Origin of the sequence: Paenibacillus sp. FSL R5-0473, from assembly GCF_038004565.1 — a bacterium.
Classification (GTDB): Bacteria; Bacillota; Bacilli; order Paenibacillales; family Paenibacillaceae; genus Paenibacillus; species Paenibacillus amylolyticus.
The window spans coordinates 5,639,107-5,653,750 of sequence record NZ_JBBORL010000001.1 but is presented as its reverse complement, the minus strand read 5'-3'; the positions used below and the strand labels follow the sequence as shown (position 1 = coordinate 5,653,750).

The following is a 14,644-nucleotide window of genomic DNA, read 5'->3' as shown; positions in this document are numbered from 1 at the left end:
CCGCGATCTGCTTCAGGCAGTCTTGGAGGTTTTTTGTTTTTTTTGTAATGACTCGTGATTAATCTTCCTTGATTAGTCTTCCTTCTGAATCTTGGAAGGATTGTTGATTTTATAGGGAACCGGGTTACGTGTCAGCTTCTTCTTGATAATTTTCGCTTCAAACGTGATAACGTCGCCCACTTCCAGTTCCTGTTTCTTAACGGTGGCACTGTGGCTTGACCAGGCTTCCCCAACATCAATGACGTCTGGCTCCGTAATGGTAACTGCTTCATAGATGATGACTTCGTCGTCATTGTCAGAGAAGTGATTCGGTACGGTGGTGAACTCTTTGACAACGGCACTCATCTTCACTTTGCCTTCGGGCAGATCAATCTTGACGCTCTTAGCTTTGCTCGCTGTTTTGGCTTTAGGTTTGGCTTCACTGGCTGCCCCAGACTGAGGTCCAACATACTCTTCTACTAGCCCATCTGGATCACCCTTCATCCCCGAGGAGAATTCATCTGTGTCCGTGTCGTCCGAATCATCCAGATCCGACGGAATTTCATCCGGATTAACCAAGGCATCTGGAGTTTGCGTAAGTTCAACAGGGGTAACTGGTACGACTGTATCCGAAGTTGAGGGTTCTGTGCTGCGATCTGACCCGACATTACTTATGCTTCTGGCGCTGTAACTGGACGCTTGCATTTCCTTCAGATACGACGGGTGAATACAATGCTTTTGTCCATTATCCAGTTGAATAACGGCTGCCATGTGATCCACATATCCAATGATGGTACACGGCATGTTTAATCCGTTTCCTTTATAATAGAACGTTTTGAGTTTGGTCGCTTTACCAGAAAGCAGGCCCCACTCCTGACATTTCTCAATCAGTTCATCTTCGTTATTCAGCGCAATAAAATCCTGCGGTTCAATCATAAATGCGTATGTCATATGGAATTTCCGCCCTTCCAATCCATTCTTCATGTTCATCGTTTCCAAATTACAACCAGTGTATCACAAATGAGCATTTTGCATAAATCCAATCACTGAAACCTGTACCCGGAGATGAAGATTATCAACGCCTGCTCACAGAGGCCTATGCTATAATTTGATTAGAATATACGGTGGGAAGGTTGCCTTGATATACATATCTCAGGGAGGGAAGATCTGCATGAAGAAAAAAGTAAATCATCAAGCTGTATGGCTTGCTATAGGTGTTGCCATGGGAGTTAGCATTGGTACGGCTACACAGCAGCTTGGACTCGGGATTGCTTTTGGCGTGGCGCTTGGCATTGTGATTGGTTCGGTGGTTAGCAAACGTGCGGGGTCAGACTCGGAACATATGCTCAGCGAACATGTCCGTGAATTGCACAAACCAGATGACTGGGAAGACGCACTTCATCGCTCGCAGGATCATCCGGTGCTTATCCTGAAGCACAGCACGACGTGTCCGACCAGTGCGAGAGCGTACAGAGAGTTTATGGCTTTTGTAGGCACTCATGCATCAGATCCCAAACAACCTATGGACTACCGTATCGTCAAAGTGATTGAAAATCGTTCGTTGTCCCGCCATATTGCGGAAGAGACAGAGGTTCACCATGAGTCACCACAGGTACTTTTGCTCGATCAGGGGCAAGTTGTCAATCATACCTCCCATGGCAAAATAACAAAAAAGAGATTATTGCAGTGGGCACAGAATCCATTTGGATAAATAGTAAACCTTATAGACCCGTTCTTTTCAGCCCATTGCTGAGGAGATCGGGTCTTTTTTACGCTTTTTTTACACCTGTGGAGGCATTTCTTTACCCCTTTTTTACAGCGTTTCATATTACGATTTTACATGTAGCAGGTGCAGAGAACGGTAGAGAGAGGGAGGAAGGGCGCATGGTGAATGATGCCACGATGATTGGATTGGTTGTACTGCTGTTTGCGGTGTTTTGGGGATTCGTGAAATTCTGCGAGAAGGCTTGAGGGTAGAGAGGGGGATGCCAAATGATCGTCATCGGTATGATTGTGCTTGCACTGGTGATTTATCTCGGTTATGTGCTGGTGAAGCCGGAGAAATTCTGATACTGACAATGTGCGTAATGCAGGAACAAGGGAACGTCGAATAGGGAGGAAATGTGGATATGGGTATCGGTGTAGTGCAAGTAGCGGTGACGCTGCTGATCATCCTGCTGCTGGTGAAACCGGTGGGAAAATATATAGTGAACGTGTTTGATGGACAGCGAACGGGGCTGGATCGGGTTTTTGGCGGGCCGGAGCGACTGCTCTATCGAGTGATGGGGGTACGGGAGAACGAGTCTATGGGGTGGAAAAAGTACCTCACGGCCGTTCTCCTCTCCAACTTTGTAATGTTGGTATTGATGTTTCTGGTGCTGCGGCTGCAAAAATATTTACCGCTCAATCCGGATGGAATCGGCAATATGCCAGCGGCGCAGGCATTTAATACGGCCGTTTCGTTCATTACCAACACGAACTGGCAGTCGTATACGGGCGAGAACGCCTTGTCGTATCTGTCACAGATGTTGGCCGTGACGTTTCCGATGTTTACGTCGGCAGCGACCGGATTCGCGGTGGCTATTGCGTTCATTCGCGGGCTGATAGGCCGCCGGGATGAACTGGGGAACTTTTACGTCGATCTTGTACGGTCGATTACGAGGATTTTTTTACCGCTGAGCTTCATCGTAGCCTTGTTCCTTGTATTCCAGGGGGTGCCTCAGACGCTTGCGGGAGCGGTGAATGCAACCACGCTGGAAGGCGCGCAGCAGACGATCACACGTGGACTGGTCGCTTCACTGGAGTCGATCAAACACATTGGCACCAACGGTGGTGGCTGGTTTGGAACCAATGCTGCACATCCATTCGAGAATCCGACGGCCCTGAGCAATCTGGTGCATATCGTCTGTATGATGCTGTTACCCACTGCACTGGTATACGCCTTCGGCTTGATGGTCAATAACCGGAAGCAGGGTTGGGCATTGTTCGTAGGGATGAGTTTTCTTTTCCTTGTGATGTTGACCACCGTATTTGTCTCCGAATATCGCGGTGTACCCGCGCTGGATGCAGCAGGTCTACAGGGCAATATGGAGGGGAAAGAGGTCAGGTTTGGCATACCCGAATCGGCTTTATTCACGGCAGTCACGACAGCGGCTACAACAGGTTCGGTCAACAATATGCACGAGTCGCTCACTCCACTTGGAGGCATGGTATCACTGGCTCAGATGATGCTCAATAACGTGTTTGGGGGCAAAGGGGTAGGGCTGATCAACGGACTGCTGTATGTGATTCTGGCTGTGTTTATCTGTGGATTGATGGTGGGACGAACACCTGAGTTTCTGGGCAAAAAAATCGAGGGCAAAGAAGTGAAGCTCGCATCCATCGCCTTGCTCATTCATCCTTTGATTATTCTGGTGCCAACGGCACTCGCGCTTATGCGGCCCGAAGCCATTGCGTCCATCTCGAACGGGGGCATGCATGGCCTGACTGAAGTTCTCTATGCTTTTGCCTCGGGTGCAGCCAATAATGGATCGGCCTTTGCCGGACTGAATGCCAATACAGACTTTTACAACATCGCAATTGGTATCGTTATGCTGCTGGGAAGGTACGTTTCGATGATCGCCATGCTGGCTATTGCGGGTTCACTGGCCACCAAACGGGTTGTGCCTTTAACTACGGGCACGTTGCGGACACACACACCTCTGTTTGCTGGCATTTTGGTCATGATGATCATTGTAGTCGGTGCGCTTACGTTCTTCCCGTCGCTTGCCCTTGGACCGATCGCAGAGCATCTGGCAATGATTCAATGAGAGATATGACAGGGGAGCAACAGAGGAATTGGTATAAGGATGTAACGTACGGAGGTGGCAGTGCACGATGAATGCAGTCGAACGAAAGAAGGAGCAGACGATGCAACACATGGATACAGAAATGTTTAGGACGAAGGGCAATGAGCCAGATAACAACCGTGGTAATATTCAACGTGATCCCGGATCAAAACGGTCGTTAAGCAAGGATATGATACTTCAGGCTTCACTGGATGCGTTCAAGAAACTAAATCCGGTGGTCATGATCAAAAATCCGGTCATGTTTATTGTCGAGGTGGGTACATTCATTACGCTCTTATTATGCATCAACCCCGATCTGTTCACCGCATCCGAGGCTGGGCGCGGGTACAACATTGCCGTGTTTTTCATTTTGCTGTTCACGCTGCTGTTCGCCAACTTCGCGGAGGCACTTGCAGAAGGTAGAGGTAAGGCGCAGGCGGATACGTTACGCAAGACGAAGTCGGACACCATGGCCAATCTGGTGCAGAAGGATGGAACAATCCGGCAAGTATCTTCGACCCAGTTGAAAAAAGGCGATATGGTCCGTGTGGAAGTTGGTGAACTGATCCCGACGGACGGTGAGATTATGGAAGGCTTGGCCTCCATTGATGAATCGGCCATTACCGGAGAATCCGCCCCTGTCATCAAGGAAGCAGGGGGAGATTTCTCCTCTGTTACCGGAGGTACACGCGTCGTGTCCGATTACATCGTCATGCGTGTTCAGACCGATCCTGGGGAGTCATTCCTTGACCGGATGATCTCTCTGGTTGAGGGTGCACAGCGCCAGAAAACACCTAATGAAATCGCGCTGACAACCCTGCTCGCCGTTTTAACCCTGATCTTTCTGATCGTCATTCTAACGATGGTTCCGATGGCGAATTACCTGGGTATTCGACTGGATCTGGCGACACTGATCGCACTGCTTGTCTGCCTGATCCCAACCACAATTGGTGGATTGCTGTCCGCCATTGGTATTGCCGGAATGGATCGGGTTACGCAGTTCAATGTGCTCGCCATGTCGGGTAAAGCGGTGGAAGCGGCCGGGGATATCGATACGCTGATTCTGGACAAAACGGGGACGATCACATACGGAAACCGTATGGCATCTGAATTCATTCCAGTTCAGGGCATTACTTCATCAGAGATGACGCGGGCTGCTTTACAGGCTTCTGTGCGAGATGAGACCCCGGAAGGGCGTTCTGTTGTGGAATTGGCAGGCAAACAAGGCCAAAGTTGGTCTGAGACGGAGTATGCCAATGCGGAAAATGTGGAGTTCACGGCAGAGACCCGGATGTCTGGTCTGAATCTGATCAGCGGAATGAAGATCCGCAAAGGAGCGGTGGATGCAATCAAACGTTATATTGCTTCCGAAGGAGGCCGTATACCGGGAGATCTGGATGAGATTGCAAATCGTATTGCGAAGGCCGGAGGCACGCCGCTTGCTGTTACCATCGATGAACGAATCTACGGTGTGATCTATCTGAAAGACACTGTGAAGCCAGGGTTGAAGGAGAAGTTCGCTGAGATGCGCGCCATGGGCATCAAGACCATTATGTGTACAGGCGACAATCCGCTGACCGCAGCAACCATAGCGCTGGAAGCGGGCGTGGATGATTTTATTGCCGAAGCGAAGCCCGAGGACAAGATTGCGGCGATCAAAAAAGAGCAGCAGGAGGGCAAGCTCGTCGCCATGACGGGCGACGGTACCAACGATGCTCCTGCTCTGGCGCAGGCCGATGTGGGCCTGGCGATGAATTCGGGCACCATGGCGGCCAAGGAAGCGGCCAACATGATTGACTTGGATTCAGACCCGACCAAGTTATTGTCGGTTGTCTCCATTGGCAAGCAGCTACTGATTACACGCGGCGCACTCACAACCTTTTCGATATCCAATGATATTGCGAAGTATTTTGCTATCATTCCAGCTATGTTTATTCTCGCCATGCCGCAGCTTCAGGCGCTTAATATTATGAATCTGGCTTCACCACAGTCTGCGATCCTGTCGGCGCTGATCTTCAACGCCATTATTATTCCGCTGCTTATTCCCATCGCGATGAAAGGGGTTAAGTATCGGGCGATGTCAGCCGAAAGGTTGCTTGGCCGCAATGTGTTCATCTATGGCGTAGGTGGTGTGATTGTACCTTTTATCGGCATTAAGCTGATTGACATGGTTCTGTCGGGATTTTTTTAACGAGATAACAACCTATATCAATATTGTCCTTCTATCCTAATGAATTCAGGAAGTGATCTGTATGAACATGTTCTTGCCCGCCGTACGGTTATCCGTTGTGCTTATGCTGATATGCGGCCTAATCTACCCGCTTGTAACGACTGGTGTAGCCCAGCTTCTCTTTCCTGCGCAGGCGAATGGCAGTCTGATTACGCAAAATGAGAAAATCATCGGCTCGTCCCTGCTGGCGCAGGATTTCCAATCGCCGGGGCTGTTCCAGCCCCGGGCATCAAATGCTGGTTATGATCCAACGGCTTCGGCCGGTTCCAATCGCGCTGTAGCCTCAGAGGAGTATATCGGCGAGATGAAAGAAAAGATTGCTCAGCTTAGGCAGGAAAATCCGGGATTGAAGCAGATCCCTGCTGATCTCGTGACGGGTTCAGGCTCTGGACTTGACCCGGATCTCTCTCCCGAAGCCGCTGAGGCACAGATGCCGCGCATTAGTGAAGCTACAGGGCTTAGTGAACAGCAGCTTATGCAACTTGTAAAAGAGCAGACGGAAGGTCGTCAGATGGGTATATTCGGGGAACCTCGTGTGAATGTAACGGCTCTGAATCTGGCGCTGACAGCAGAACTGAAGTAACGAACGAACATATTAGCCTGCTCACGATATATCGGGAGGGGCTTTCTCCATTTTTATCTTCATAGTAAACAAGAAAGGGGGAGAGGACGGATGGAAGACAGCTTCAAGCGCAAATCACCGGAAGAGATGTTGAAGATGATTACGAAGCTTCAGCAGGGTACGCTCAAAATCTACATCGGCCCAGTCAGCGGATCGGGCAAGACGTATCACATGCTGCGGGAAGGGAACACGTTACGCCAACAGGGCATTGATGTGGTCATATGCGCCGTCTCCACGATGCGTAGACCGGAAACGGTGGAACAGCTTGGCGCACTCGAACGGATTCCAAGCATTCACTGGTTACGCGAGAGTGATGATGTAGAGATGAAGGATCTGAACTTGGATGCACTATTGGCACGTAATCCGGAGGTTGTGCTGGTGGATGGTTTGGCACATCGCAACAGAGAAGGTGCTCGATATGCTACCCGGCTGGAGGATATTCATTTTTTGCTCCGAAACAACATCAGTGTCATGACAACGGTGAATGTGTATGAGCTGGAAGGCTATACAGAGCTGGCACGACAACTTACGGGGATTGCAGCAGAATATACGGTGCCTGCCGATACATTGGAGCTTGCGGATGAAGTGAAGCTGATAGACGTCACACCAGAAACCATACTGAGCCGTCTGGCAGAAGGTCATCTGAAGGGGCATGAGGGAGAAGTAGTTTTTCGTCAAGGCAATCTGGGTATTCTGCGCGAACTGGCCCTGAGATTGGTTGCAGAAGGGGTGAATGAATCCCTGCGTGAGCATCGGGAGGAGATGGGAATTACCGTCACAACAGGCATCATGGAACGGATTCTGGTGTCCACGCAATATCATTGGAATGGCTCTATCTATATCCGGCGTGGGCAACAGATTGCCAAACGGCTGAATGGTGATTTGTGCGCCGTTGTTTTCCGGAATATGAAGCAGCCATTAACCAAGGAGGCAATCGTATTTCGGCGTAATATGATCAAGTTGGTAGAGAAGTTTGGCGGCCATATGGAGGAGCTGTCTATATTACACCGTCGTAACATCCCGTCTACGCTGGCGCGTTACGCCATGGAGCACCAGATTACCCGGATTGTGATGGGACACTCCCGGCGTACACGCTGGCAGGAACTGTTGCAAGGGTCCGTTGTTAACTCGTTGCTACGCAGATTACGTGGCGTTGATCTGTTTCTGGTTGCTGATCGAGCGGCCCGGGAGGGTGAACGTGTGGTTCCGGCCAAGGTAAACGATGTGGAGTCACTGACATACCGCAGACTAAGCGAGCAGGAAATGAAGGAACAGATTGGCCAGATTCAGCGCGGTACATTCAAAATATATATCGGAGCCGCACCAGGTGTAGGCAAAACCTACATGATGCTGCGAGAAGGCAATGATTTGCTCCGTAAGGGCATCGATGTGCAAATCGGTTTGCTGGAGACACATGGGCGGGCGGAAACCGTGGAGCAGATGGGTCACCTGTCTGTGATCCCTCGCGCGAAGCGCGTTTATCAGGAGACTCGTCTGGAAGAGATGGACACGGAGGCCATTCTGCATCATTGCCCAGAAGTGGTGCTTGTGGATGAACTGGCGCATACGAATGTACCAGGGAGTGTTTGGCAAAAGCGCTATGAAGATGTTCTGCTCCTGCTGAATGCAGGCATCTCGGTGATTACCACAATGAACGTACAGCATCTCGAAAGTCTGAATGATGCCGTTGAACATATTACCGGTGTTCGTGTCCGTGAGACCGTACCCGATCGGATCATTCAGATGGCGGATGAGGTGCAGCTGATTGATGTCGCACCCCAAGCCTTGCGGCAGCGCATGAGGGAGGGTAAAATCTATGCAACTGCCAAGGTCGAGCAAGCCCTTGCGAATTTTTTCAAAATTGGCAATCTGATTGCCTTGCGAGAACTTGCCCTGCGCGAACTGGCGGACGATGTCGATGAACGGCTTGAAACACAGCAGGCCAAAATTGCACTTCGAGGACCTTGGCGCAGACAGGAAGCGGTCTTTGTATGTGTAAGCAGTGATCGTCATGCCGAGCGGCTGATCCGGCGCGGATTCCGCATGGCTTATCGTCTAAAAGCCATCTGGCATGTACATCATATCCACATCGGTGAGTCCATGAGTGACGAAGTGAAGTGCCATCTGGAAGCGTTGGAGCAGCTGACAATTCGGCTTGGTGGTCAATTTCATATTCATCACAGTCCAAGACTGCGCGATGTACCTGAGATTTTGGCAAGAAAGGCATCGAAGGCAAGAGCAACCCAGCTGGTGGTCGGGCAGGCAAGACGGGTGTGGTGGCTGAATGGCTATCGCGGCTCAGGGTCGGTGGTCAACCGACTTGTACGCTTGTCGCGGCATCTGGATGTATTAATCGTTGCAGATTATGATTATGAACTGAGCGGGATGTGAATGGATATTGTCTGAACAAATAAAAAAAGAAACGCAGGCAGCCCACGGGAAACGGGTTCCGGCATATGTATGGGTGACCCTCGGGGTGACGCTGCTAACTTTACTGCTTCATGCCATCGGCATGAGTGGTGATTTGGTTAATGTAGCGCTTATATATCTGTTTCCCGTCCTGGTGAGTGCCGTGTATTGGGGAATGGGGCCAGCTGTATATGCCGCGAGTTTTAGCGTCATTATGTTTGACTTCTTTTTTGTCCCGCCATATTTGAGCTTTACGGTTGAGGATTTGAGATATCTCATCTCCTTTGTTGTATATCTTGCGGTGGCGATCCTGACAGCCAGTCTTGCAGGTCGATTGCGACAACAGTTGGAGATGGTAAAAGCACGCGAGGCCACGACTAACTCCCTATACGCATTGAGTCGTCAGATGACAGCTATTACGGATCTGAATACATTACTGGTTAACATTGCAACCCAAGTATCGCTTACCATGGGTAAGCCAGTAGCTGTGTATCTTCCGAATGGGCAGGGTGATCTGCTGGTTACAAGCTCTTCTGCACCCGCATCAGAAGGCGAAAAGGATGGCTGGGGAGATGGAGAGTCGGAGATTGCCATTGCCAAATGGGTGTATAATCACGGACAGATCGCTGGTAAAGGATCATCCACATTGCGGGAATCTCTCGGGCTATATGTGCCGCTACGCACAGAGGAGCAGATTCATGGCGTGCTCGCCGTAAGCATGGACGCTGGCGAGATTCATGAGCAGCAAGAAGAGCTTCGTCTGTTGGAGGCATGCGGAGGACTGGCCGCAGGTGCTATTGCCCGAGTGAAGCTGGCGGAAGAGGCCAGATTGGCGCAGATTACTGCTGAATCAGAGCGCATACGCACAGCGCTGCTGGATTCTGTCTCTCATGAATTGCGTACACCCCTAACCGCCATTATCGGCTCGGCTACAGGATTGTTGGAGAATGATACGCTTTTTACACCCGAGGATCGGAGAGAATTAACAGGCAACATTCGGGATGGAGCCTTGCGTATGAATCGTCTCGTCACAAATCTGTTAGGTATGGTTCGGCTGGAGAGCGGCATGTTGCAACTGAACCGGAAATGGTGTGACGTGGAAGATATAATCAGCGTTCTACTGACACAAGTTCGGGAATTCAGTCCGCATCGTAACATTCAAGTTGAACTTCCTGATGATCCGGTGTTCATTTATGGAGATGAAGTATTGCTGGAGCAGGTGCTGGTCAATATCGTCAGCAACGCCATCAAATATTCGCCCGACGAGACCCAGATTGTCATCATTGTGGCGAGTGACAGAAGTCCGAATCAATTGACGATCATGGTTGCTGATCAAGGCATCGGTATACCGGAAGCAGAAAGAATACGTATATTTGATAAGTTCTATCGCTCAGAGTCGACTCAGCATGTCACAGGGACGGGGCTTGGTCTGGCGATCTGCAAAGGTATTGTGGAAGTCCACGGAGGTACCATTGTGGCAGAGCCGAATCCGGGCGGGGGAACGAGAATGCGCATAGATATCCCCATGGAGGCTCACGGATCACGGTTTCCCTATTCAGAACAAGGAGAGGTTGAAGAATAACATGAACGCACCACTAGGGGCTCGCATACTGGTGATCGATGATGAGCCGCAGATTCGCAAATTGCTCAAGGTCACCCTTCAGGCACACCAATTCGAACTCCACGAGTGTGGGGATGGCGAAGAGGGCGTTATTCAGGCCAGTATTGTACATCCGGATCTGATCATCCTTGATCTTGGTTTGCCGGGCATGTCTGGCATGGAGGTACTTCGCCGGATTCGCGAATGGTCACAGGTACCGATTATTGTGCTGACAGCGAAGGATCAGGAGGGAGACAAAATTGCCGCTCTGGATGGTGGTGCAGATGATTATGTAACTAAACCATTCGGGATGGGTGAGTTGGTCGCCCGTATTCGGGTGGCGCTGCGTCATGTAGCCAAAACGACGGATGAGCCAATACTGCGCTTCGGATCACTAACGGTTGACCTGGCCCAAAGGCAGGTCGAACTGGAGGGGACTTTGGTCAAATTAACCCCGACGGAATATGAGATGCTGAAGGTGCTCGCCTCGAATGCGGGGAAAATCATCACTCAGCGTCAGCTTTTGCAGCAAGTATGGGGAGGGCATCATCATGAGTCTGACAGTCATTACCTCCGGGTATATGTGGGACATCTGCGTAAAAAATTAAAGGAAGATCCGACGAATCCCCGATATATTCAAACGGAGCCTGGCATTGGTTATCGCTTTTTGCTTCCTGCAGAATAAGGTTTAATGGAGCGGGGCGTTTCTTATAAATGATGTGATGTACGCTTCAGCGGGTGAGCGCTATAGAACGAACAATACACCGTCCCCTTTAGCTGCAAAGGAAACGGTGCTTTTGTATTATGACGTGTATTTTGGCAACCAGTCGCCGTGAGCCTCAATCAACTCATCACACATCGCTACGATGTCATCGATAGACAGCTCCGCAGCTGTATGTGGATCAAGCATGGCGGCGTGATAGATATGTTCTTTTTTGCCAGTGATTGCCGCTTCAATTGTTAGCAGTTGCGTGTTGATGTTTGTCCGGTTCAATGCCGCGAGTTGTGGAGGCAGATCCCCAATGTACGTAGGGCTGATTCCTGATCCATCCACCAAACAAGGTACCTCAACACAAGCCTCGCGAGGCAGGTTGGTGATCAGTCCGTTGTTCATAACGTTTCCGCCAATTTTGTACGGGTTATTCGTCTCCATCGCTTCGATAATATGCGATGCGTATTCACGGCTGCGGGTATGTTCAATATTTTCGCTGGCAAACAGCTTGGTACGCATTTCTTTCCAGCCTTCAATCTGGTTCACACAGCGGCGTGGATACTCATCCAATGGAATGTTGAAGCGTTCAATCAACTCCGGGTAATTCCGCTTGATGAAGTAAGGGTGGTACTCGGCATTATGTTCAGAGGATTCCGTTACATAATAGCCAAAACGCTGCATCAGCTCAAAACGAACCATGTCGTCATGCTGTTCTTTCTGTTTTTCCTTCGCCAGACGTTTAATCTCGGGGTACAGATCCTGCCCGTCTTTTGTAACTTCGAGCAGCCACGCCATGTGGTTGATCCCTGCAATCTTAGCCACAACACCTGTCTGATCGATCCCCAGTGCATCAAACAGATGTGGTACACATACCTGCACACTATGACACAATCCTACAGTTTTGATCCCACCATGTACATTCATGACGTTGGTAAGCACGGCCATCGGGTTGGTGTAGTTCAGGAACCACGCATCTGGACATACTTCCTGCATATCTCGGGCAAAATCCAGCATGACCGGAATCGTACGCAGATTACGGAAAATTCCGCCGATACCGAGTGTATCTGCAATCGTTTGACGCAGTCCGTATTTCTTAGGAATCTCGAAGTCCGTAATGGTACATGGATCATATCCACCCACCTGGATGGCGTTGATGACATATTTGGCCCCGCGTAGCGCTTCTTTGCGGTCATGATATACGTTCACAACGCAACGACTTCCGAGTGAACGGGCCAGACTGGTCAGCAAACGCTCTGAATCGCTCAAACGTTCAGCATCGATATCGAACAATGCCAATTCAAAATCTTGCAGTGCTTCGGTCATCATGACATCACCCAATACATTTTTGACAAAGACGGTGCTTCCCGCACCGAGAAATGTAATTTTATTCATTTAAGTTCAGCCTCCCTGAAAAATGTTGTACCCCAACTATAGGCCGATTCGGCACATATAACTATGGCTCAACCCCTTTCAAACATGGCATAATCCCATTTTTGTTCCCGCTTTCAACTAATATGGAAGCACTTTAGCTGTTATAATATAAATAGACGAAATGAAGAGGTAAGCGGAACGAAGTCAGGATGGAGGGAGAAAAATGAGTCGCATTGAGATGAATGTGGTTCCCGCAGGCTGGACACAGATGGAGTTGCTGTTGTTGTTTTTTGGGTGGGAGGCATGTGACCCTGCGCATTATTGGGGACCGGGTGTACGTGATTCTTACATTGTGCACTACATCCATGAAGGACGGGGCACCGTGTACATGGGAGATCAGGAATACAAGCTTAGCGAGGGACAGGGTTTTGTCATTCTCCCGGACACACTTATTCATTATGAGGCGGATCCGAAGGAGCCCTGGACGTATTCGTGGTTTGGTTTTAAAGGCATACAAGCCAAAGCATTCATGCAACGTGCCCAATTGAGCCCGGAGCACCCGATATATAATGCCCATGATACAAATACGATGGAAAAGTTGTATACGGAGATGGTCCAGGCTTCTACGCGTCCGGGAGGCGATGTGATGAATCAGAGTCTCTTGTACCGCTTGATGGCAGAATTAATCTCTTCTTCTCCTGTAGAGGAAGAAATAGGGCAGCTCCTTTCGAACAAAGAGACGTATATCCGGCAGGCGGTACAGTTTATGGAGAACAGGTACAGCCAGCGAACCTCCATTCTGAATATTGCCCAAGCTGTAGGACTGGATCGCACGTATCTGTCGGGATTGTTTAAAGAGCGATATAGCATGTCGCTACAGTCCTTTTTTCTGGAGTACCGTATGAATCGGGCTGCCGAACTTCTTCAGAATCCAGGGCTGTCGGTCAGCGAAGTGGCCCATTCTGTCGGCTATACAGACCCATTACTGTTTTCCAAGATGTTTAAGCGAGTGAAGGGTGTGTCTCCAAAGGGTTCGAGAAATCGAGATTAGACGCACCTAGTGCTTCAAATTTAAAAGAAAAGTTTTGATCATTAAATGTTGTCCCGCGTTACTGATACAGAAGTTTAATTGAATATGTGGAACTTGGTGCTTTGCCCGTCAAGGTGGAAGCTTAATAGGGAAGTCTGGTGTGATACCGGCGCGGTCCCGCCACTGTAACAGAGGAGTCAAGTAGCGATAATCCACTGGTTTAAGCCGGGAAGGAGCTGCAAGTGACGATGATTCCGGAGCCAGGAGACCTGCCAGGTTTAAGAAACACAGTAGTACCCTACGGGAGATAGGAAGTTGTTTAGAGAGCATGATTTTTTCTGAAAATCTGTTTATTTAAGGCGTTCTCATTCACTAACACGGAGAAGGACGCTTTTTTTGATAGAATTTATAAGATTTCAGCGGAGTTGTGGACGAAGAACATCATAGCACATACAAAAAGTTGTGGGGAAGGACGTTAGAGCATTTGAGCAGATATCGTTAAAAGATTATTACAACTGGTAGTCGTATTGTTCGGCATCACGTTCCTGACGTTCCTGCTAACCTACCTGTCTCCTGGAGAAAGTCTGTCAGGATAATACTAATGTGCGGGTTTTCTTTATAGTCTAAGTAAGGTTATAAAAAGAGAATGATGCAAGAAGGGTTACCCCAGAAGTCCATAGATGACTTTCAGGATAACCCTTTTGTTGTATAACAGGCATGTTGTGTGTAGTTGGGATGTGACACTGGAATCACTAATGAATGCTTTATCGTATGTGGTTCAGTACACCTATGTCATTAAGCACACCATAGTTTTGCGCAGGCTGTATAGCACTCAGTCGGGCACTTCATGGCTATTTCATCATA

General features: G+C 49.4%; 12 protein-coding genes and 1 riboswitch. Of the genes, 10 read left to right on the top strand and 2 right to left on the bottom strand.

What is annotated here, in order from left to right; genetic code table 11:
• Window positions 1–72: 72 nt before the first annotated feature.
• On the bottom strand, window positions 73–930 hold the full coding sequence (locus MKY28_RS24890; RefSeq protein ID WP_340937311.1) for a hypothetical protein: 858 nt from the start codon (window positions 928–930) through the stop codon (window positions 73–75).
• A gap of 220 nt (window positions 931–1,150) precedes the next feature.
• Between MKY28_RS24890 and ytxJ the strand changes: the two genes are divergently transcribed.
• The 9 genes from ytxJ to MKY28_RS24850 all read left to right on the top strand — a co-directional run bounded on the left by ytxJ (window position 1,151) and on the right by MKY28_RS24850 (window position 11,352).
• Complete coding sequence (gene ytxJ / locus MKY28_RS24885; RefSeq protein WP_340937310.1) at window positions 1,151–1,690, top strand: bacillithiol system redox-active protein YtxJ; 540 nt, start codon at window positions 1,151–1,153, stop codon at window positions 1,688–1,690.
• Between the two features lie 77 nt (window positions 1,691–1,767).
• On the top strand, window positions 1,768–1,950 hold the full coding sequence (locus tag MKY28_RS24880; protein ID WP_338707523.1) for a hypothetical protein: 183 nt from the start codon (window positions 1,768–1,770) through the stop codon (window positions 1,948–1,950).
• A 21-nt stretch (window positions 1,951–1,971) separates the two neighbouring features.
• On the top strand, window positions 1,972–2,049 hold the full coding sequence (locus MKY28_RS31740; protein WP_074096687.1) for a potassium-transporting ATPase subunit F: 78 nt from the start codon (window positions 1,972–1,974) through the stop codon (window positions 2,047–2,049).
• Window positions 2,050–2,108: 59 nt separating this feature from the next.
• The gene (kdpA, locus tag MKY28_RS24875) at window positions 2,109–3,788 is read left to right on the top strand and encodes a potassium-transporting ATPase subunit KdpA (protein ID WP_445670909.1); all 1,680 of its coding nucleotides are present in this window, start codon (window positions 2,109–2,111) and stop codon (window positions 3,786–3,788) included.
• A 208-nt stretch (window positions 3,789–3,996) separates the two neighbouring features.
• Entirely contained in the window at window positions 3,997–5,997 is a 2,001-nt protein-coding gene (kdpB, locus tag MKY28_RS24870) for a potassium-transporting ATPase subunit KdpB (protein WP_340938038.1), read from the top strand.
• Between the two features lie 61 nt (window positions 5,998–6,058).
• A complete protein-coding gene (kdpC, locus tag MKY28_RS24865; protein ID WP_340937309.1) occupies window positions 6,059–6,619 on the top strand; it encodes a potassium-transporting ATPase subunit KdpC in 561 nt (186 codons plus the stop codon).
• Window positions 6,620–6,709: 90 nt separating this feature from the next.
• Entirely contained in the window at window positions 6,710–9,049 is a 2,340-nt protein-coding gene (locus MKY28_RS24860; protein WP_340937308.1) for a histidine kinase, read from the top strand.
• A 7-nt stretch (window positions 9,050–9,056) separates the two neighbouring features.
• Window positions 9,057–10,649, top strand: coding sequence for an ATP-binding protein (locus MKY28_RS24855; protein WP_340937307.1), 1,593 nt, complete (start codon window positions 9,057–9,059; stop codon window positions 10,647–10,649).
• A gap of 1 nt (window position 10,650) precedes the next feature.
• On the top strand, window positions 10,651–11,352 hold the full coding sequence (locus MKY28_RS24850) for a response regulator (protein WP_076254201.1): 702 nt from the start codon (window positions 10,651–10,653) through the stop codon (window positions 11,350–11,352).
• Window positions 11,353–11,469: 117 nt separating this feature from the next.
• On the opposite strand, the gene MKY28_RS24845 is transcribed toward MKY28_RS24850, so the two are convergent.
• Window positions 11,470–12,771, bottom strand: a complete 1,302-nt coding sequence (locus MKY28_RS24845) for an alpha-glucosidase/alpha-galactosidase (protein ID WP_036616368.1) — start codon at window positions 12,769–12,771, stop codon at window positions 11,470–11,472.
• 202 nt (window positions 12,772–12,973) lie between these two features.
• On the opposite strand from MKY28_RS24845, the gene MKY28_RS24840 reads away from it, so the two are divergent.
• Complete coding sequence (locus MKY28_RS24840) at window positions 12,974–13,801, top strand: AraC family transcriptional regulator (RefSeq protein ID WP_340937306.1); 828 nt, start codon at window positions 12,974–12,976, stop codon at window positions 13,799–13,801.
• 77 nt (window positions 13,802–13,878) lie between these two features.
• Window positions 13,879–14,071, top strand: a riboswitch (cobalamin riboswitch).
• Window positions 14,072–14,644: the final 573 nt, after the last annotated feature.

Excerpts from the sequence above, each read along its gene's own strand:
- kdpB (WP_340938038.1), top strand. The coding sequence starts at position 3,997 with ATGATACTTCAGGCTTCACTGGATGCGTTCAAGAAACTAAATCCGGTG.
- kdpA (WP_445670909.1), top strand. The coding sequence starts at position 2,109 with ATGGGTATCGGTGTAGTGCAAGTAGCGGTGACGCTGCTGATCATCCTG.
- MKY28_RS24890 (WP_340937311.1), bottom strand. The coding sequence starts at position 930 with ATGACATACGCATTTATGATTGAACCGCAGGATTTTATTGCGCTGAAT.
- MKY28_RS31740 (WP_074096687.1), top strand. The coding sequence starts at position 1,972 with ATGATCGTCATCGGTATGATTGTGCTTGCACTGGTGATTTATCTCGGT.
- kdpC (WP_340937309.1), top strand. The coding sequence starts at position 6,059 with ATGAACATGTTCTTGCCCGCCGTACGGTTATCCGTTGTGCTTATGCTG.
- MKY28_RS24850 (WP_076254201.1), top strand. The coding sequence starts at position 10,651 with ATGAACGCACCACTAGGGGCTCGCATACTGGTGATCGATGATGAGCCG.
- MKY28_RS24845 (WP_036616368.1), bottom strand. The coding sequence starts at position 12,771 with ATGAATAAAATTACATTTCTCGGTGCGGGAAGCACCGTCTTTGTCAAA.
- MKY28_RS24860 (WP_340937308.1), top strand. The coding sequence starts at position 6,710 with ATGGAAGACAGCTTCAAGCGCAAATCACCGGAAGAGATGTTGAAGATG.
- ytxJ (WP_340937310.1), top strand. The coding sequence starts at position 1,151 with ATGAAGAAAAAAGTAAATCATCAAGCTGTATGGCTTGCTATAGGTGTT.
- MKY28_RS24840 (WP_340937306.1), top strand. The coding sequence starts at position 12,974 with ATGAGTCGCATTGAGATGAATGTGGTTCCCGCAGGCTGGACACAGATG.